The organism is Enterobacter sp. J49 (assembly GCF_002148625.1).
GTDB lineage: Bacteria > Pseudomonadota > Gammaproteobacteria > Enterobacterales > Enterobacteriaceae > Enterobacter > Enterobacter ludwigii.
Map to the genome: position 1 here is coordinate 1 of NZ_MWPY01000024.1, position 18,238 is coordinate 18,238.

Genomic DNA, 18,238 nt, shown 5'->3' on the forward strand with positions numbered 1-18,238 from the left:
CGCGATCAATAACCTGCTTGACTGCTTCAATTTTAAACTCTTCGGGATAACGTTTACCGCTCATGGGCACCTCTCTTTAAGTCATCTTAAATGACTCTGAGGTGTCTGTTAAACCCGTGGCGATTCAAGCCTCTATTTTGGCTGATTACTGGTTACTGCTGGTTTATGGTATCAATAAGTGGTCTTACTATCAGAGACCAGGGCGCATGGGGATGTACAGGGGCGTTGATATGTTGCAGGATGTCCCCTCGCTTTATCAGAAAATCGTAACAGGGAAGGGGCGTTAAAAATGAAGAATAAAATATTGCTGGGTGTTGTATTCCTCTTAACGGGATGCCCTGGGCCTGGTGATCGAATGGTAGATCGCGAATCTACAACGGCATTAATCAAAGATAATCAAGTTTGTGTGGTGTCACCACTGGAGCCGCAGGAACGGATCACTGCTATTCAAATCAATAGCGATAATAGCGACTCTCTTCACAAGATTTTCGATGACAAGCCTGTTTATGTACCGAAGGGTGAGTGTCTTCCAGTATTTGGATTTAAGTTTACATCTGGAAAACGATATAACTTCGCGTATGACGTCCAATCTGATAAGTCAGAATCTCATTTAGTCACCGCAGAATTTTCGTATCCCAAAGGATAAGGGGGCAGAATGCCCCCAAGATCTTACTTCTTCAAGTCACCAGTATATTGATATTCCATTGTGACTATTGTTTCCATACATCCGCTTGAGGATGGTTGAGAACATACTCAGGTATAACCGCCGTGACCTGCCCCCCATTCATTAACACATCACAATGTAAGTTATATCTGTATAAACCACGTGAGGACATCCCCTTAAAAAAGTGTTTTTTGACAAATACATCATCTGTATCCTCCGCCAGGCCAAACCGGGGTTTTGCATTGAGACGCTGTCTTAAGGATGCTATTTAAGACGCCATCTTCTGGAACTTATGCAAGAAGTCTGGCGGTATGGAAGTATCCGAAGTGAAGCGGGAAGCCGTGGGTGTTATGTCTGAGTGAATATGGCTTCAGCGATATTTTCATGCCCGGAAAATCATAAATGGATTGCGGCAGGGCTATAACGAGTACAGACCTCATTTATCGCTTAATGATCAGACTCCATCTTAATTTGTCGCAGGACTGACTTTTAATCAAAAAAATAGGGGGGTAAATTCTTACCGCCTGGTAATAAATCCACCCCTTCAAAACAATCAGGACTGTTTTGCCGCTTTACTCTGTGGGCAATCGTTGCCGCCCTGCATCACAACTTTTTCACTGCGCGAAGCATCGCCATACACGCATAATGTACCTTCATCGGTATGAATTTGCTCTTTCAGCGGCAGGGGCGTTTCCTGGGCGATGGCATAGCAGGAGAGCGCCGGGAAAAGGGTGAGGGCACTTATGAACAGAAAGGTTTTCATCATCTCGCTCCAGAACAGGGATAACGTTTATTGTGTTATCACACCCTTAAGCCGGCAATCGCTGCGTACCCGCTAGCTTTTTTCCATCACCGACTGGCGAGGTGTGAGTTTACCAATCACGGGGGAGAGCTCTGACGTGCGAACAGGTCGGCCATCCACCAGGCTTTTAATGCGCTCAACGCACTGAGTGAGCAACTGATCCATTGGCCACGAGATACAGGTCAGCTGTGGATAGAGCTGGGTTGCCAGAGGCGAATCTTCCAGACTCAGCAGCGATACTTCCTGCGGAACGGAAATGCCAAATTCCCGGAACAGACGCATCGCTTCAGCGGCATAGGCATCACGTTTAACCACAATGGCGGAAAACTTGCTCAGGCTGTTGATGAGCGTCAGCAGCGCCTGTTCAACATCTTCATTCGCCGTTAACACCAGCTGGCGATTAAACGGCAAAGAGTAGTTTTGCAGGACGTTGCGATAGCCTTCCACCATCTTTTTACTGTTGTCATCGTGTTCGCTGTCAATCACCAGTGCGATATTGCGATGGCCCTTACCCGTCATGTAACGACAGGCGCTTTCCGTCGCAAAGGCAAAGTCATATCCCTGAGGTTTCGCATCCACCACGGGACGATCGAAGGAGATAACATTCTCTGCGCTACCGGCCGCAACCGGCCCAAAGACTACGATAGCAACGCACTGGCGCTGAAGATCATCGACGGTGACAGCCTGCTCAACAGGATCATTTACGTACTCTACGATGAGCGTTTTATTCAACGCTTTCATGGCGCGGGAGAGCGCAGGCAGCAAACGTGCTCCGCTGCTTTCATCCTTCGCAGAGAGAACCAGACCAACGTAGCTTGATGACTGACTTGCCAGGTTTTGCGCGGCAAAGCTTGGGCGATAATTAAGCTCTTCTACGGCGCGCAGCACGGCTTCACGGCTCTCTTCGCGCACGCCGCGCGTCCCCGTCAACACGCGTGAGACGGTTGCTCGTGAGACATTGGCTAATCGTGATACATCGTCAATCGTTGGCATAGCATTTTCTGCGTGGTGGGTTTTGGTTATCTTAACATAACCCACCTTAAGAATCTTAGCGCCCCCCACAGGCGGTTTCACGTTTGCGCGGCGTGCAAACCCGGTAGCCACGCCGCGCCACGCACGCCACTGGCGTCGCCGTAACGGGCCGGGACGATACGGGTACGGCAGCTTTCCGAGAAGATGTAGGGCCTGATGGCGGCCGGAAGTTCGTCGTACAGCTGGCTGACATTTGATAACCCACCGCCCAACACAATAACCTGCGGATCAAGAATATTGATCACCGAGGCCAGACTGCGGGCAAAGGCGTCGATAAAGTGGCGCCAGTGGGCCCGCGCGGTCAGGTCTCCCTGGGCCGCCGCTTCAATGATGGCCTGCGCGCTCAGTTCGCTGGGATAACGGCGGGCAAAGCCGGTGCCAGAGATAAAGGTTTCGATACAGTTATGTTTTCCGCAATAGCAGGACTGCGCCGGACCATCCGTCTCGGGGGCATAGCCAGGCAACGGGTTATGTCCCCATTCGCCAGCGATGGCGTTTGGCCCCTGAAGCAGACGCTTATGTACCGCCACGCCACCGCCGCATCCGGTACCGACAATTACGCCAAAGACGGTTTCTGCTTCTGCGCCTGCGCCATCAACCGCTTCAGACAGCGTGAAGCAGTCCGCGTCATTGGCTATCCACACGGGCTGATTGAGCTGCTTTGCTAAATCATGCTTCAGGTCGTGACCGTTGAGCACCAGGCAGTTGCAGTTTTTAATTAGCCCGCTTTGTGGGTCGATGGCCCCCGGCAGGCCAATACCGATACTGAATGGCACTTCACCTACCGCGCGCGCTTCACCGATAAACGCCAGCAGATGGTGCATAAAGGCGTCATAACTCTCTTTTTGCGTCGGACGACGCTCACGCCAAAGGCATTCGCCCTGAGGCGAAAGCAGGACGGCTTCCATTTTTGTGCCGCCAATATCGAGTCCAAGATAGTGCATACGTTCCTCGAAAAGGAGAGGCCAGCGCCTCTCCTGAATGGTTATGCCTGACGAGTGCGGTACAGCTCGATCAGCTCCGTCACCAGTTCTTTCGCCAGAATCGAGGTCATCAAATGATCCTGAGCGTGCACCATCACCAGCGTCATTTTGGTTTTGCCTTCCCCTTCGTCAGCTTCGATCAGTTGGGTTTGCACCAGATGCGCTTCACGGGCGAAGTGCGCCGCCTCTTTCATCCGCGCGTCGGCTGAGGCAAAGTCACCTTTTTTTGCGAAGCCAAGCGCTTCGTAGCAGAGACTGCGTGACTGACCGGCATTGATAATAATGCCCATGACCTGTTCTTCTAATTCCATCAGTAACCTCTGTGTTTTCACTATCAGGCGGACTGTGCCGCTTCTTCAGATTGTTCAACCGCATTTTCATGCTCTTGTTCCAGCAGTTGCTTCTCGTACGCTTTGAGGAACGGGAAGTACATGGCCGCTGAGGTCACCATGCACAGCAGGCAGAGGATCACCGGGCTAAAGCTCCAGTTGGCCGCCCAGGATGCGCCGATAGGGGCAGGCGTTGTCCACGGTGTCATCGAGACCACGCGACTGACCAGGTCGAAATCAAGGGCAAAGTAGGCGAGGGTGGCATTGACCATCGGAACCAGCACGAACGGCAGGAAAAAGAGCGGATTCATGATGATAGGGGCACCGAATAAAATCGGTTCGTTGATATTAAACATCCCCGGCACCACGCCCATACGCCCAATGGTACGCAGATGTACTGCTTTGCTGCGCAGCAGCAGTAACGCCAGCGGCAGCGTGGAGCCGACCCCGCCAATCAGCAGGTAGTGATCCCAGAATCCCTGAACGTAAATGTGCGGGATCGCCTGACCGGCAGCCATTGCTGCCTGGTTAACCGACAAGTTCGCCATCCAGAACGGGTTCATAATTCCGGTGACAATCAGCGCGCCGTGGATGCCCGCAAACCACAGAACCTGACACACCAGCACCGAGAGCAGAATGGCAGGCAGCGTATCGGAGGCGGCAACCAGCGGTTTCACCAGCGACATAATCGCTTCCGGAATAATCATGCCGAGCTGGGCCTCAATGAAGAGGTTGAGCGGGTGCAGAGTGACAACAATTGCCAGCACCGGGATCAGAATTTCGAACGAACGCGCAACGCCCGTAGGCACTTCTGGCGGCAGGCGGATGGTAATATTGTGACGCTTCAGGAAGGCATACAGCTCGGTAGAGTAGATAGCCACCAGAATGGCCGTGAAGATCCCTTGCCCGGAGAAATAGGCGGTAGAAATCTGCCCGTTTTTTAACGGCGCAGCCACCAGCAGAAATGCCATCAGCGACAGCATGCCGGCGGTAAGGGCATCCAGATCGTGATGTTTGGCCAGGCTCGCGGCGATCCCGACTGAAATGAAGATCGTCATGATCCCCATGCTGAAGTTGAACGGCAGCATCAGGGCTTCACGGTGATCCAACGAGAATTGCAGCCATGCCCGGGCGAAACCCCAGGACGTGTCGGGTGAGAAGGGCGGGAAAATAAACACCAGCATAAAGGAACCGACGATCATGAACGGCAGGGCGGTGATAAAGCCGTCACGAATCGAGGTCACATACTTCTGCTGCCCGACGGCGCCTGCCATCGGGGTAATTTTCTGTTCAATGACCTGGATAAGTTTCGCGTACAGAGAGCTCATGGGTTTTCCCTTCGTTATTTGTTATCTATCAGGGAGAGGGCGAAATCGAGAACGGCGCCCCCTTTTTGCATGCCGTAATCCATCATGTTGATAGGCTCAACACGGATCCCGTATTTATCAGCTTGTTTCTGAAGATCGCTTTGCATGTACTTCACCTGCGGTCCAAGCAGCACCACCTGATAGTGACCGACCTGCTCGGCGAATTCGGCCACGCCAAACGCTTTGATCTCCGCTTCCAGGCCACGCTTTTGCGCTTCGTCGACCATTTTTTTCACCAGCAGGCTGGTGGACATCCCGGCAGAACAACACAACATGATTTTTTTCATAACGTCTCCTTTGAACTTATGGCTGGAATATAGTCATCATGGAACAAAACGGAAAGCGCTTTCCGTTGGTGGATAAGGTAATTGTGACCGCGATCACCTGAGGGAATCTTTCCCTTTGTCCGGATGTGCGAGATCATCGCGGCTATTCACGAACTATTAAGGTCGAGTTATGAACATTCATTTGATGAATGTTGCTGTGGATTTGATTGAGCAACGTCTCACACCAGCAGCCAATATAATCACCAGAAATCAACATATTACCGCGATGCGGGACGGCTTTTCCCTCGCCATGCCTTTTGTGATTGTGGGAAGCCTGATGGTGCCACTGCTGTTTCCACCGTTCGCCATTTCAAGTGCATCGCGCCTCGGACACGTCTATCTGCTGCTGCGTCCGATGCTGTTGCCAACCTTTGAGCTGACGCTCGGACTGGTGGCGCTGATTGTCGCGTTTGGTGCCAGCGCCAGTCTGGCCAAGCAGTATCAACTGCCGGAACGGCTGTGTGGACTCACCGGTTGCCTCTCCTTTTTGCTGTTCATTGGCTTTCGGGATAACGGTGCAACGAATATTTTTCTGGGCGGGATGGGGCTTTTTACTGCGCTCATTTCAAGCGCTTACTCTATTGAAATAATAAGGTTTTTCTACAAGAGAGGGTGGTGCATTCGTCTGCCGGAGGAGGTACCGGTGATGACGCGAAATGGTTTCCAGCTGCTGATGCCGCTGCTGGTGATCATGCTCTCCATTAGCGTAATGAATGCCGTGATGCTGCAGACGACCGGACAAATTTTGCCACAGCTGATTGGCGAGGCGTTACGCCCGCTTATCGTGGCATCCGATACCCTTACGGCGGTGCTTATCTCCTTGTTTCTGTGTAATCTTTTATGGTTCGTCGGTATTCATGGCGCCCTGATCATTACGGGCATCATGAACCCGTTCTGGCTCACCTATCTGTTTGAAAACCAGCGGGCCCTGGCCGCCGGGGAAGCCGTGCTGCCACATATTTATCTGCAGGGATTCTGGGATTTTTATCTGCTGATTGGCGGTATCGGCTCTACGCTGCCGCTGGTCTTTATGGCGATGCGAAGCCGATCCCGGCAGTTAAAGAGCGTCGGGAAAATTGGCCTTCTGCCGTCGCTGTTCAACATTAACGAGCCGATATTGTTTGGTTTCCCCGTCATCATGAACCCGGTTTTTTTACTGCCCTTTGTGTTTGTACCGCTGATAAATGCCTGTATAGCTTGGTATTTAACCCAGCTTGGCGTGCTCGACAGAGCCGTCGCCATGCTGCCCTGGTCTATGCCTTCACCGCTGGGCGCAGCCTGGTCGGCGAACGGCAGCTGGAAAAATATGTGCATGTGCCTGTTCGCCTTTTTCAATGCATGGATGCTCTATCGCCCCTTCTTCAAGGTTCATGAACGCCAGTTGATGCAGCTGGAAAAATAATCCCCGCCTCCCTGCTTCTGCCCGTTCCTGATGGGCAGAAGATTATTTCGTGACATTCTTCACAAAAATTTTCTCTTTGATCTTAAATTTGTGATTCAATCCGGCAAACATGGAAAGCGCTTTCCGTTTGTGGATGTACATTTCCGAATTTGATCCTTACATTTCCCCTGTACGTTTAACCGTGAAAATAAAAATTCAAAGGGAACCTATGCAAACGTTAATGAAATCAATACCTCTGTCCTTGATTGCTCTTACTGTCATCAGCGGTTATGCCAGCGCCGATGAGAAATATGATTTCGCCCTCCACGGCTATTTACGCTCGGGTATTCTTGCCAATAGCGATGGCAACCGGGTCGATTCGGTGGGGCTGATGCCTGACGGGAAATGGCGTCTGGGTAACGAAGAAGATACCAAAATTGAGCTGATCCCGACGGTAACGCTGAAGTCGGATTCAGGCGCAGTCGCACGTATTCAGGCCAACCTGACGCACCAGACCAAATGTACCGCCGACTGGAACTGTACTGACGATGACGGCAAAGAGACCCAGTTCCGCGAAGGGTTTGCTGAATTAACGAATCTCGATTTTGCCCCGGACATGACCTTCTGGGCCGGTAAACGCTACAGCAGCTCCAACCTTTCCAGCCACCAGTTCGACTGGGAGTACATTCAGTACAACGGAACCGGGGGCGGGTTCGATAACCTGGATTTAGGCTTTGCGCGCTTTGATGCGGGTGTGTATGCCTTCTCGACCACCGACGAAGCCAAAGCTTATCCGGTAGATCTGGGGGATCAGGGCTATCCGGATGACTATTCGCTTAACCTCTGGTTTAAAAAGATCGGCGGCACCGGGCTCGATGTCGAACTTATCGGCCACCACATGAACCGCAATGAAAACCATCCTACCTCGGCTGAGAAGGGGTACGGCGTGACGGCGCTGTACAACTTTGACAGCTTCTACGGCCTGACCAACGGGTACTCCCGCATCGCTTTCCAGTATGGCAAAGGCCTGGCCGCCGCGGATTCGCTGGGTAAAAACGGCTGGGGCTGGGCAAACCTTGAGGATACGCAATCCTGGCGCGTCGTGCTGGACAGCATGGCCAACCTGGGTGACGTGGAAGTATCGACCTTTGCGTTTTATCAGAAAGACAAAAACTACCGCTGGTGGACCAACGACGATGACGGCTGGGGACGTTCCATGTGGGTAGCGGGTATCCGTCCGTATCATCAGATAACCAAAAACTTCGCCATGCAATATGAGGTGGGCTACGAATATCTGGATGATAAAAACTACATGGGCGTAAACGGTAAAGGGAAAGGTGGCCTGACCAAGGTGACCATTGCGCCGACCCTGACCTTTGATTCAGGTTTCTGGAGCCGTCCGCAACTGCGCTTCTTTGCCACCTACGCAAAATGGGATAAAGGCGTCTCGGATGCGATGGACAGAAATTACGACTGGAGCACTGGCACCCTGAGTCCGGGGGGATATTCACGTAGCGGCGATACCGATACGCTGAATTTTGGTGTGCAGGCTGAAGTCTGGTTCTGAGGAGAAAAGAGATGGCTTTCCCGATTCGAAAACTGCTTCTCGTCTCCTTACTCTCCGCGCTGGGAAGCGCGGGGGCTCTGGCGGCTGAGCAATCCCATTTTGAACACTTTATTACTCGCGATGGCGCAGCGTTAAAAGATGGCGATCGCGTCTTTCGCTTCGCCGGGATCCACGCCCCGGAGCTGCATCGTATAGAAGATGACGCACGCGGAACCTGTAAGGCCGATCCGCGCGGCTGGGGGCAATACTTTAGATGGCCGACTGCCGAAGAGCAGGAGAACTGGATCAAAGCGCTGGTGCAAACCGGTGCTAAAGCACAGCGCGTATATGTGCTTTCCGTGCAGCAGGAAAATGATGCTGCCTGCGGACGTGAGACACATATTCTGGCACCGGCAACGCCGGACGGCATGCCGCGGCTGAATGAAACGGCCATGAAAGTGTATGACAACATGATTGCCGAGGCGGATAAGCAGGGGCTGCGCCTGATTCTGCCGTTTATTGACCACTGGTGGTGGTGGGGGGGACGGGAACAGCTGGCCGCGTTTTATCATGAAAAGCCGGAAGATTTTTATCGAACTGACAGTAAAACCTACCGTGCTTATCAGGATGTGATCCGTCAGGTGATTACCCGTACCAACACCATTACGGGACGCCATTACTACGATGAAAAGGCGATCATGGCCTGGGAAACGGGTAATGAGCTGGAAAACACCAATGCTGATTTCCTGCAGAAAACGTCGGCCTGGATCCGCAAGTGGGCGCCTCATCAGCTTGTCGTCGATGGTACCTATAAAAAGGTGAATGATTTCGCGCTCAACGATCCGAACGTCGACATCATCAGTAACCACTATTACACCAACGCCGAGAACAACCACCCCGAGCAGGTTCGTAAAGATCTGGAGGCGATTGGCGGCAAAAAGGTCTATCTGGTTGGCGAATTTGGTCTGCTCGATCAAAAAGACCTTAACACTATCATGCAGGCCATTGTGCATACCGAGGTCAATGGCGCGCAGGCGGCTGGGGGCTTTATCTGGGGCTTCCGTGGTCATCGCCATGATGGTGGTTTTTACTGGCACAAAGAGTTTACCGGGCACTACAGCTACCATCTGCCTGGCTTCCCGGTCGAGGGCAAAGCAAACCAGGAGATGGAGGTCGTCAATCTGGTGCGAACCGCCTCGGCGCAAATGGCGGGGCTGAGCCAGGCGCCGGCTCTGCCGGTCCCGGAAGCGCCTAAGCTGCGCGAGAGCAACTCACCGTTTGCCATTAACTGGATGGGATCCCCCGTCGGGCGTTATTACGATGTGGAGAGAGCGACTCAGCCACACGGCCCGTGGACTCGCGTTGGTCAGGATATCTCTGACGGCAAAAATGAGTGGGATCCGGCAAAAATGGATCTCTTCCGTGATGACTATCGCAGCCTGACGTTGGGCCAGACTTACTACTACCGGGTGATCGCAAAGAACGAAAGCGGTCAGTCTGCGCCTTCAAACGTGATTCGCCTTGAGCATACGCAGAAAAACCTGCCGCCGGTCATCACTCTGCAGGAGGCGCTCTCTACCACCGTGGATAAAGGCGTTCAGCTCACCGCGGCCTGGCAGGATGACAATCTGCCGGAGCCGAAGGTCAGCCTGGCATGGCATCACGAAGGCAAGGATAACGTCCACTTTTGTGACAGCACCAAAGCGGAAACCCGTGCCTGGTTCTCGGCTCCCGGTGACTATGCGTTGACCTTTACCGCTGACGATGGACTGCTGAAAAGCAGCAAGACGGTAAACGTTAGCGTGAAGGCCACGGCGGGACCCGTGCCGGCGGACTACTGTCATTTTGGCGGCGGAACGCTGGACGTCAGCAAGGGGAAACTGAACATTACCAAGAGCGATAAAGATACGTTAGCGATTGGTGAAGACGGTTTCCTTGGCCCTTTTGCCAATGACGGAGACAGCGTGACCTGGCAGGTTAACGCCCCCTGGGACGGTAAGTTTGCCCTGCACGTGAAATTTAACGGCAAATGGGGGAGTAAGAAAAACTCGTTCATTGTGAACGGCGGAACGCCGGTGAGCATTGAATTCCCGCAAACGGATGAGAAAGGCCAGACGATGATCGTACCGGTCACGCTCAGGGCAGGGGACAACACCATTAGCTTTGGCAAGTTCTCTGGCGACTGGGGATATATGTTCATCAAATCAATTGAAGTCACTGCAGAGTAGTTATTTGGCTGCCCTGTTCGGGGCAGCCCTTTTTTTCATTCAGGAGGCGTTATGAACCGGTATCAATTCCCGGAAGGTTTTTTTTGGGGCGCAGCGGCATCAGGTCCGCAGACGGAAGGCATAGCCAATAAGCCGCACCGTTCTGTCTGGGACAGCTGGTTTGCCGAACAACCGGAGCGTTTTTTTCAGCAGATTGGTCCGCAGCACGTTTGTGAAACCTACAGTAAATATAAAGAAGACGTTGCCCTGATGAAGCAAACGGGGTTTAACTCGTTTCGAACCTCTATTCAGTGGTCGCGTCTGATCGATGATTTCAAAACCGGACAGCCAAACCGCGACGCCGTCCGCTTCTATAACGATTACTTCGATGAAATGATTGCCAACGGCATCGAGCCCATCATCAATCTTTACCATTTTGATATGCCCGAGGCGCTGCAAAAAGCATATGGCGGATTTGAGTCATCCTACGTAACCGAGCTTTTTGCCCGCTTCGCCCGCACCGCGTTCGAGCTGTTTGGCCATAAGGTGAAATACTGGATAACCTTTAATGAGCCGATCGTGCCGGTGGAAGGCGGTTATTTATATGACTTCCATTATCCGTGTAAAAAAGATGGCAAACTGGCGGCTCAGGTCGCCTTTAATATTATGCTGGCGCACGCCAGGGCGGTGAATGTCTACCGTGAAATGGGCTTGCCGGGTGAGATTGGTGTCGTGCTCAACCTCACGCCTTCTTATACCCGCAGCGACAGCGAGGCCGATAAAAAAGCGGCCTGGTATGCCGACCTGCTGTTTAACCGCAGCTTCCTCGACCCGCTGGTTAAACATGAATTCCCCAAAGAACTGTGCGAAATCTTAACCGCAAACGGCTGCTTACCAGAGGTTTCACGGCAGGATGTGGAGACGATCCTGCAGTCGAGAATTGATTTTCTGGGGGTGAATTATTATGTGCCGAGAAGGGTGAAAGCGCGGGAAAGCGTTTACGCGCTCGATTACTTCACGCCGGAAGTCTATTTCGAAAATTACATTGATCCTCAGGGACGGTTTAACCCTTATCGCGACAATAACGAGATCCACCCGGAAGCTATCTATGACATTGCCTGCAATATTCGCGATAACTACGGCAACATCAAATGGTATCTGGCGGAAATTGGCATCGCGATGGATCTGCAGTCCGAAGGGCCGGTGCAGGCCGATGGCGTGATAGATGACACCTTCCGTATCGCTCTGATGGAGGAACATCTGGCTCAGCTGCATCGTGGTATCGCTGACGGCGCCAACTGTTTTGGTGTTCATCAGTGGACCTTCATTGATAACTGGTCCTGGATCAACAGCTTCAAGCGGCGATATGGCTTCTGGCGTCTGGATTTAGCCACCGGGGAGCGACAAATCAAACGTAACGCATTGTGGTTTGCGCAGCTGGCGGCTGAAAATGGCTTCACCCCTGGCGAATGTGAAAAGGATACGCAATGAGTCAGCCTTTTTACCGGATGCGTAACGGCATCAAAAATTACGCCTGGGGCAGTCGCGTAGCGCTTAATCATCTTTTTGGCCTGCTCAACCCTGACGATCAACCCCAGGCCGAGGTCTGGATGGGAAGCCACCCCGCAGGCTGCTCGGAGATTGAAACCGATACAGGGTTACGCTCTTTACAGGACCTTATTTCACAGAGGCCGGCAGAGATGTTGGGCGCGTGCGCGGGAGAAACTGCGGGGCAGTTGCCCTACCTGCTGAAGTTGCTGTCAGCGGAGCGCGCACTGTCGCTGCAGGTACATCCCAATAAGCGCCAGGCAGAAGACGGGTTCGCCCGTCAGGGCAACCTGCCCGGAGAGGATTACACCGATGCGAACCATAAGCCCGAGCTGGTTTTTGCCCTGACGCCTTTTATGGCCATGAACGGCTTCCGGCCGTATCAGGAGATTGCTAATCACTTTTTGCGCCTGGATGCCCCGGCCCTGACGTCCGCGCTGTCGCTGTTTCGCAACAACCTGCATGCTGAAGGGCTTAAGGCCTTTTTTACGCGTCTGATGGCGCTTGAGCCGGCGGAAAAAGAGGGCGTGCTGACGTGTCTTGAAGCGCGACTTGCATGCGGGGTGTTTGCTCCGGTAGCGCCCTTTATCGAACGGCTACTGCGAGACTACCCGGGGGACATCGGGGCTCTGGCCCCGCTGTATCTGCACTGCATTACGCTTGCGCCGGGTGAGGCGATGTTCCTGCGCGCCGGTACGCTACATGCTTATGTGAATGGTACGGCAGTTGAGGTCATGGCCAGTTCTGACAACGTGCTGCGTGCGGGCTTAACCCCCAAGAACATCAACGTGGCAGAATTGGTGCGCTGTACGGTGTTTGACGAAACCCCAGCCGACCGCCTCAGGATGCATCCGCAGCGGGAAGAGGGGATGCAGCAATACCCGATCCCGGTAACGGATTTTCGCTTTAGCGTCATTGAACATTGCGAGCAGCAAAACATCCGGACAGACCGTGCGCAAATTCTGCTGGTGCTGAAGGGGAGTGCCACGCTCAGCCACGCCGAGGGTGCCACCATGACGCTGAACGCCGGTCAGTCCGCGTTCATCCCGGCGGTCACAACCTTATGGACGTTGACTCAGCACGGGCAGTCTTGCCTGGTAAGCTGATGACGTAAGGCTTTCACTGCCGTGTGCAGGCAGTATGTCGGGCATAAAAAAGGCTGCTTATCGCAGCCTTTTTACATTTAGTTTTTCGGGAAGATCCACACGTGCTTTTCAGGCAGCGAAAGGTGGCAGTGCAGCGGGTCCCGGGCCTCGTGACCATAGGCGCGAATGACAAAATCATCCCCCGGCGTGCGGAACAGGTATTCCCAACGGTCACCGAGATACATGCTGGTCAGTAACGGGAGCGCCAGCTGGTTTTCCCCCGGCCCCTCGACCACCGCCACGCGCTCGACGCGGATCACCGCGGTGGCGTCTTCACCGCTTCGTACCCCTTCACCGGCCTGGCCCCACAGCACCCAGCCTTTGCCTTCGATACGCGCTTTGCCGTCGCGTACTTCCGTTACCTTGCCGTGCAGGCGATTATTGCTGCCCATAAACTCAGCGGTAAACAGCGTTTTCGGCGAGCCGTACATCTCCTGCGGTGTGCCCTGTTGCTCGATTTTACCGTTGTTAAGCAGCAGGATACGGTCGGAAATCGACATCGCCTCATTCTGGTCGTGCGTTACCATCAGCGCGGATAAGCCCAGCTTGATAATCAGTTCACGCAGGAATACGCGAGCCTCTTCGCGCAGCTTGGCGTCGAGGTTAGAGAGCGGTTCATCCAGTAAAATGACCGGCGGGTTGTAGACCAGCGCCCGGCCAATTGCCACGCGCTGCTGTTGTCCACCGGAGAGCTGGTGCGGGTGGCGTTTGCCCAGATGGCCCAGCCCGAGCTGGTCCAGCACGTCCTGTACGCGCTGCTGGATCTCTTTGGCCGGAACCTTGCGCAGCTTGAGCGGATAGGCCACGTTTTCAAAAACGGTTTTGTGCGGCCACAGCGCATACGACTGAAACACCAGGCCCAGGTTACGCTCTTCCGCCGGGATCTCACTGCGCGGCGTGCCGTCATAGACTTTGTTTTTGCCAATGATAATCGAGCCCTGAGTCGGTTTTTCCAGGCCCGCCACCGCACGCAGCAGGGTGGTTTTCCCGCTGCCGGATGGCCCCAGCAGGGACACCACTTCGCCGCGGTTGAGGTTCATGGAGACCCCTTTTAAAACAGGATTGTCACCGTAGGTCAGGTGCAGATCGTTAACCGCTAATTCAATCATGTATTTTGACTCCGAAACGAAGGGCAATGCCCAGACCTACCACCACCAGCAGGATGTTAATAAAAGAGAGCGCCGCCACAATATCAATGGCTCCCGCGGCCCAGAGGGATACCAGCATTGAGCCGATGGTTTCCGTGCCGGGTGAAAGCAGGTATACACCCGTTGAATATTCGCGTTCAAAAATCAGGAACATCAGCAGCCACGAACCGATAAGGCCGTAGCGGGAGAGCGGGATCGTGACATGGCGGGTGATCTGGCCACGCGTAGCCCCCGTACTGCGGGCGGCCTCTTCAAGCTCCGGCGCGACCTGCAGCAGGGTGGACGAGATGAGTCTCAGCCCATACGCCATCCAGACCACCGTATAGGCCAGCCAGACGCTGAAAATGGTGCTGCGCAGCGAACGTAGCCAGACAATCAGGTTTTCGCGCATCCAGTCGCTCCAGGCGAACCCGGAAAGCCAGCCCGATTTCAGCGAGTTATCCAGCCACATTGGCAGGAACAGGAACACCCAGAGAAAGGCCAGACCCGCGAGCAGGCCAGGCACGGCGCGCGGCACCAGGACGCTGTAATCCAGGAAACGCGTGGTATTGTCCGGTTTGCGGTGCATGGCGATACCGACAAACAGGTAGCACGCCACGGCCAGCGCGCCGCCAATGACCCCAATGGACATGGAGTTGACGATGGCGCGCAGCAGGTTCGGCTGCGCCCATATCGTGCGAAAAGTACTCAGGGAAAGCTCGTCCCACAGCGAAACGCCCACGCCCCAGTTTGAGATAAACGCGCGCAATACCACGCCGAGCAGGGGAACGCCGATCGTGACGGTAAGCCAGAAGGCGACCACCGCGCCCGCCACCCAGCGCCATTTACCCAGAGGTAAGGCCCGGGCCTGAGACGCTTTGCCTTTCATGGTCACGAATCGGTTGGCGGTACGCATCAGGCGACGCTGCAGCATGACCAGCGGAATGGTGATACAGATAAGCACCACCGCAACCGCCGCCATCAGGTGGTAGGAAGGGGTACCAAGCTTGTTGGTCAGCTGGTACAGGTAGGTTGCCAGCACCATGTTGCCTTCCGGATCGCCGAGGACCAGCATCAGACCAAACACTTCAAGACCGAGGAAGAACAGCAGAACGATGGCGTACAAAATGGACGGTCGCACCATCGGCAGGCTGACCGAGGTCATCACCTGTAACGGCGACGCACCCGCGGTACGTGCGGCCTCTTCCACATCGGAACCGACGCTTCGCAGCGCGGACGAAATATAGAGATAGGCATGCGGAACATGCGTCAGGCCAGCAATGACCACGATGCTCGACATGTCGTAGATATTCCACGGTACGAAACCAATCAGCGCCTGCGCCCAGAGGGATAAAAAGCCCACCGGACCGGCGGCCACCACGTAGCCGAATCCCAGCACCATTGGCGACACGAAAACCGGAACGAGGATCAGCGGTTCAATCAGGCGGCGGCCGGGCAGGTCGGTACGCACCATCAGAAAGGCCAGCACGCCCCCTAACGGAATGGCGATGATGACCAGCCCGAAAGCGAGAATAAAACCGCTTTTCAGCGCCTTATAGAAATCAGGGTCGGTGAAGATAAAACCAAATGATTCAAGGCTCCACTCTTTTGCCGGTGAAAAGAACGGGGCGGACAAGAAGCTCTGTATCACGATAAACGACAGCGGCGTGTAGATAACCAGGGCGGTTATCAACACGACAATACCGCGCGGCAGGCTTTGCCACTTTCTGCGTAATGTATTCATGGGGTATCCCTGGTGTTGCAGCCCAGCAAAACGAACTCAGGTAACAGGAGCGCGACGACCCGCGTCGCGCTCAGACGCTTATTTGGCGGCGGCGGTACGCCACTGTTTGATGTACTCCAGGCGTTTTTTCGGCTGCAGATACTCCAGCAGGCTTTCATCAACCGGGATAGGTTTCAGCGCATTGCCGAGCACTTTCGTCAGGCCGTCGATATCATTTTTGCCGTCGATATCGTTACGAATGGACGGGATATCCGCCTGGCTTGCCAGAATACTTTGTCCTTTTTCAGACAGGACGTAGTCCAGCCACAGTTTCGCGGCATTGCTGTTTTGCGCCTGCTGGCTGATGAACGACACGCGTGATAACACCAGGGTGTAATCTTTTGGATAGGCGATCCCCAGCGACGGATCGTTCTTCGCACGCGCTTCCGCGTAGGAACCGAGGATATTAAAACCGATCAGGTTTTCCCCTGATGACACCCTCTCCATCATGGTGCCGGTTGAAGACTGAACGGCTAGGCCCCCTTTGGCGATATCGGCCAGGGTTTTGAAGTAGTTAGGATCGGCCTTGTGATCCTGCACCGAGAGCATAAAGCCCAGACCCGATTTTTCGATGTCGTAGGTGGTGACTTTGCTCTTGAATTTATCCGTCTGGCTGGCAATAAGCTTAGCCAGCGCCGCATGGGAATCTGGCACGTCGCCCGCCGGGATCAGCCGTTTGTTGTAGATAAACACGACGGGTTCATAGGTGGTGCCGTAGGCTTTATCTTTCCAGACCGCCCATTTCGGCAGCTGGCTTTGCTCCGGTGATTTGTACTCCATGGCGTAGTCGGTAGCGAGCTTCAGCCCGGTGTCCATGGAGGAGCTCCAGACCACATCGCCGCTACCGCCACCCGAGGCCTGTTCGCTGATAAAACGGTTGTACAGCTCGGTGCTGTTCATGTCGTTATATTCAACTTTTATGCCCGGATAGGTTTTTTCGAAGCCCTCAATCAGCGGCCCGGCAGCTTTGGTGTCGGTGGTGGAGTAGATCACCACTTTGCCCTCTTTGGTCGCGGCATCGACCATTTTTTGATAGTCAGCAGGATAGCCCTGCGGCAAAGCAGACAGTGCGGAAGCAGAACACAGTACGGTAGCGGTAATCAGAGAAATTCGGAAGATGTTCGACATTATAGTTAACCTTTTAGTTACATTTGAGGAACTAATTGTCAACATAGCGTATGGCTCCGCGCCGACAATAGGGGGGCGCGGGTTGCGGTTCCGAAGTGTGATTGTCGGCGTCGTTTCAGCAATTAACACCATAAAATCCGCGACGCTTAGCAAACGAACGGTTGCGGATTACGTTTTCTCCGCCGCTTTGCGGTAAAGCCTTCTGGGATGACCGATATTGCCATACAGCATTTCGATGCTGATTAACCCACTTTCCACGCAGTATTCCAGATAACGGCGGCCCGTGGTTTTGCTGATCCCGACGTATTCCACCACCTCTTCCACCGACATTGTTTTTTCGGGGTGTTCCGCAAATAAACGCTTAATACGGTCCAGGGTGTGGGGCTCAATACCCTTTGTGGACGGGGTCTGCGAGGTGTCCGCGGCGGGGAGGTTAAACAGGCGATCCAGCGCATGCTGGTCGACAACCTTCACCTGCTGCACGGTGTGGATGAAACGCATAAAACGCTCCAGCGAGGCGTGCAGACGCTGGAAAAAAACGGGCTTAATCAGGTAGTCAAACGCGCCGCTGCGCATGGCATGGCTACAGGTCTGCATATCGCTGGCTGCGGTGATAAAGATCACCGAGCATTCATAGCTTTTCAGGAGCGGGTTATCGATTAACGCCACGCCTTTACCGTCCGGGAGATAATTGTCCAGCAGTATCAGCCTCGGCTGATGCTGGCGTATCAGGTTACACGCCTGCTCAATCGACGCGGCAATGCCCACCACGCGCAAATGGAAATTTTGCTCGATATACTCGCGATGCAGTTCCGCCAGGTGCGGCTCATCCTCAACAATCACAACATCAAGTGCTCGGGTCGTGGTCAT

General features: G+C 54.0%; 17 protein-coding genes. 7 read left to right on the forward strand and 10 right to left on the reverse strand.

Translation table 11 applies throughout. The features are described 5' to 3' along the window. Positions 1-289: 289 nt before the first annotated feature. Both BJP35_RS05400 and BJP35_RS24820 read left to right on the forward strand, forming a co-directional pair. On the forward strand, positions 290-646 hold the full coding sequence (locus BJP35_RS05400) for a putative T6SS immunity periplasmic lipoprotein (protein ID WP_025203316.1): 357 nt from the start codon (positions 290-292) through the stop codon (positions 644-646). A gap of 413 nt (positions 647-1,059) precedes the next feature. Beyond that, on the forward strand, positions 1,060-1,134 hold the full coding sequence (locus tag BJP35_RS24820; RefSeq protein ID WP_369797172.1) for a hypothetical protein: 75 nt from the start codon (positions 1,060-1,062) through the stop codon (positions 1,132-1,134). Between the two features lie 83 nt (positions 1,135-1,217). Here the strand turns inward: BJP35_RS24820 and BJP35_RS05405 are convergent, their stop codons facing one another. From BJP35_RS05405 to BJP35_RS05430, 6 genes are all read right to left on the reverse strand, one after another. Then, a complete protein-coding gene (locus BJP35_RS05405) occupies positions 1,218-1,430 on the reverse strand; it encodes a hypothetical protein (protein ID WP_014171502.1) in 213 nt (70 codons plus the stop codon). A gap of 69 nt (positions 1,431-1,499) precedes the next feature. Further along, the gene (locus BJP35_RS05410; protein ID WP_086462949.1) at positions 1,500-2,459 is read right to left on the reverse strand and encodes a LacI family DNA-binding transcriptional regulator; all 960 of its coding nucleotides are present in this window, start codon (positions 2,457-2,459) and stop codon (positions 1,500-1,502) included. A 77-nt stretch (positions 2,460-2,536) separates the two neighbouring features. Then, on the reverse strand, positions 2,537-3,442 hold the full coding sequence (locus BJP35_RS05415) for an ROK family protein (RefSeq protein ID WP_014171500.1): 906 nt from the start codon (positions 3,440-3,442) through the stop codon (positions 2,537-2,539). 41 nt (positions 3,443-3,483) lie between these two features. Continuing rightward, complete coding sequence (locus tag BJP35_RS05420; RefSeq protein WP_014171499.1) at positions 3,484-3,813, reverse strand: PTS lactose/cellobiose transporter subunit IIA; 330 nt, start codon at positions 3,811-3,813, stop codon at positions 3,484-3,486. Between the two features lie 2 nt (positions 3,814-3,815). After that, entirely contained in the window at positions 3,816-5,138 is a 1,323-nt protein-coding gene (locus BJP35_RS05425) for a PTS sugar transporter subunit IIC (RefSeq protein ID WP_086462950.1), read from the reverse strand. A 14-nt stretch (positions 5,139-5,152) separates the two neighbouring features. Further along, positions 5,153-5,464 (reverse strand): PTS sugar transporter subunit IIB, encoded by a 312-nt coding sequence (locus BJP35_RS05430; protein ID WP_014171497.1) that lies wholly within the window; start codon positions 5,462-5,464, stop codon positions 5,153-5,155. Positions 5,465-5,633: 169 nt separating this feature from the next. On the opposite strand from BJP35_RS05430, the gene BJP35_RS05435 reads away from it, so the two are divergent. From BJP35_RS05435 to manA, 5 genes are all read left to right on the forward strand, one after another. Beyond that, the gene (locus tag BJP35_RS05435; RefSeq protein WP_020883745.1) at positions 5,634-6,905 is read left to right on the forward strand and encodes a PTS sugar transporter subunit IIC; all 1,272 of its coding nucleotides are present in this window, start codon (positions 5,634-5,636) and stop codon (positions 6,903-6,905) included. A 208-nt stretch (positions 6,906-7,113) separates the two neighbouring features. Continuing rightward, positions 7,114-8,451, forward strand: a complete 1,338-nt coding sequence (locus BJP35_RS05440) for a carbohydrate porin (protein ID WP_025203318.1) — start codon at positions 7,114-7,116, stop codon at positions 8,449-8,451. An 11-nt stretch (positions 8,452-8,462) separates the two neighbouring features. After that, positions 8,463-10,658 carry a CBM35 domain-containing protein gene (locus tag BJP35_RS05445; protein WP_047743581.1) on the forward strand — a complete coding sequence of 732 codons (2,196 nt, stop codon included), beginning with the start codon at positions 8,463-8,465 and terminating at the stop codon, positions 10,656-10,658. A gap of 51 nt (positions 10,659-10,709) precedes the next feature. Continuing rightward, positions 10,710-12,128, forward strand: coding sequence for a glycoside hydrolase family 1 protein (locus BJP35_RS05450; RefSeq protein ID WP_032678911.1), 1,419 nt, complete (start codon positions 10,710-10,712; stop codon positions 12,126-12,128). Continuing rightward, positions 12,125-13,291 carry a mannose-6-phosphate isomerase, class I gene (manA, locus tag BJP35_RS05455; protein ID WP_047743579.1) on the forward strand — a complete coding sequence of 389 codons (1,167 nt, stop codon included), beginning with the start codon at positions 12,125-12,127 and terminating at the stop codon, positions 13,289-13,291. The genes BJP35_RS05450 and manA overlap by 4 nt, the downstream gene beginning before the upstream one ends. A 77-nt stretch (positions 13,292-13,368) precedes the next feature. On the opposite strand, the gene BJP35_RS05460 is transcribed toward manA, so the two are convergent. The 4 genes from BJP35_RS05460 to BJP35_RS05475 form a co-directional block, all read right to left on the reverse strand. Beyond that, a complete protein-coding gene (locus BJP35_RS05460; protein WP_020883751.1) occupies positions 13,369-14,439 on the reverse strand; it encodes an ABC transporter ATP-binding protein in 1,071 nt (356 codons plus the stop codon). After that, positions 14,432-16,201: an iron ABC transporter permease gene (locus BJP35_RS05465; protein WP_020883752.1), complete on the reverse strand. Its 1,770-nt coding sequence runs from the start codon at positions 16,199-16,201 to the stop codon at positions 14,432-14,434. Before BJP35_RS05465 ends, BJP35_RS05460 begins: the two co-directional genes overlap by 8 nt. Positions 16,202-16,279: 78 nt before the next feature. Then, positions 16,280-17,368 carry an ABC transporter substrate-binding protein gene (locus tag BJP35_RS05470; protein ID WP_020883753.1) on the reverse strand — a complete coding sequence of 363 codons (1,089 nt, stop codon included), beginning with the start codon at positions 17,366-17,368 and terminating at the stop codon, positions 16,280-16,282. A gap of 168 nt (positions 17,369-17,536) precedes the next feature. Continuing rightward, entirely contained in the window at positions 17,537-18,238 is a 702-nt protein-coding gene (locus BJP35_RS05475) for a response regulator (protein ID WP_014171487.1), read from the reverse strand.

Excerpts from the sequence above, each read along its gene's own strand:
- BJP35_RS05400 (WP_025203316.1), top strand. The coding sequence starts at position 290 with ATGAAGAATAAAATATTGCTGGGTGTTGTATTCCTCTTAACGGGATGC.
- BJP35_RS05405 (WP_014171502.1), bottom strand. The coding sequence starts at position 1,430 with ATGATGAAAACCTTTCTGTTCATAAGTGCCCTCACCCTTTTCCCGGCG.
- BJP35_RS05410 (WP_086462949.1), bottom strand. The coding sequence starts at position 2,459 with ATGCCAACGATTGACGATGTATCACGATTAGCCAATGTCTCACGAGCA.
- BJP35_RS05415 (WP_014171500.1), bottom strand. The coding sequence starts at position 3,442 with ATGCACTATCTTGGACTCGATATTGGCGGCACAAAAATGGAAGCCGTC.
- BJP35_RS05425 (WP_086462950.1), bottom strand. The coding sequence starts at position 5,138 with ATGAGCTCTCTGTACGCGAAACTTATCCAGGTCATTGAACAGAAAATT.
- BJP35_RS05430 (WP_014171497.1), bottom strand. The coding sequence starts at position 5,464 with ATGAAAAAAATCATGTTGTGTTGTTCTGCCGGGATGTCCACCAGCCTG.
- BJP35_RS05435 (WP_020883745.1), top strand. The coding sequence starts at position 5,634 with ATGAACATTCATTTGATGAATGTTGCTGTGGATTTGATTGAGCAACGT.
- BJP35_RS05440 (WP_025203318.1), top strand. The coding sequence starts at position 7,114 with ATGCAAACGTTAATGAAATCAATACCTCTGTCCTTGATTGCTCTTACT.
- BJP35_RS05445 (WP_047743581.1), top strand. The coding sequence starts at position 8,463 with ATGGCTTTCCCGATTCGAAAACTGCTTCTCGTCTCCTTACTCTCCGCG.
- BJP35_RS05450 (WP_032678911.1), top strand. The coding sequence starts at position 10,710 with ATGAACCGGTATCAATTCCCGGAAGGTTTTTTTTGGGGCGCAGCGGCA.
- manA (WP_047743579.1), top strand. The coding sequence starts at position 12,125 with ATGAGTCAGCCTTTTTACCGGATGCGTAACGGCATCAAAAATTACGCC.
- BJP35_RS05460 (WP_020883751.1), bottom strand. The coding sequence starts at position 14,439 with ATGATTGAATTAGCGGTTAACGATCTGCACCTGACCTACGGTGACAAT.
- BJP35_RS05465 (WP_020883752.1), bottom strand. The coding sequence starts at position 16,201 with ATGAATACATTACGCAGAAAGTGGCAAAGCCTGCCGCGCGGTATTGTC.
- BJP35_RS05470 (WP_020883753.1), bottom strand. The coding sequence starts at position 17,368 with ATGTCGAACATCTTCCGAATTTCTCTGATTACCGCTACCGTACTGTGT.
- BJP35_RS05475 (WP_014171487.1), bottom strand. The coding sequence starts at position 18,238 with ATGACCACGACCCGAGCACTTGATGTTGTGATTGTTGAGGATGAGCCG.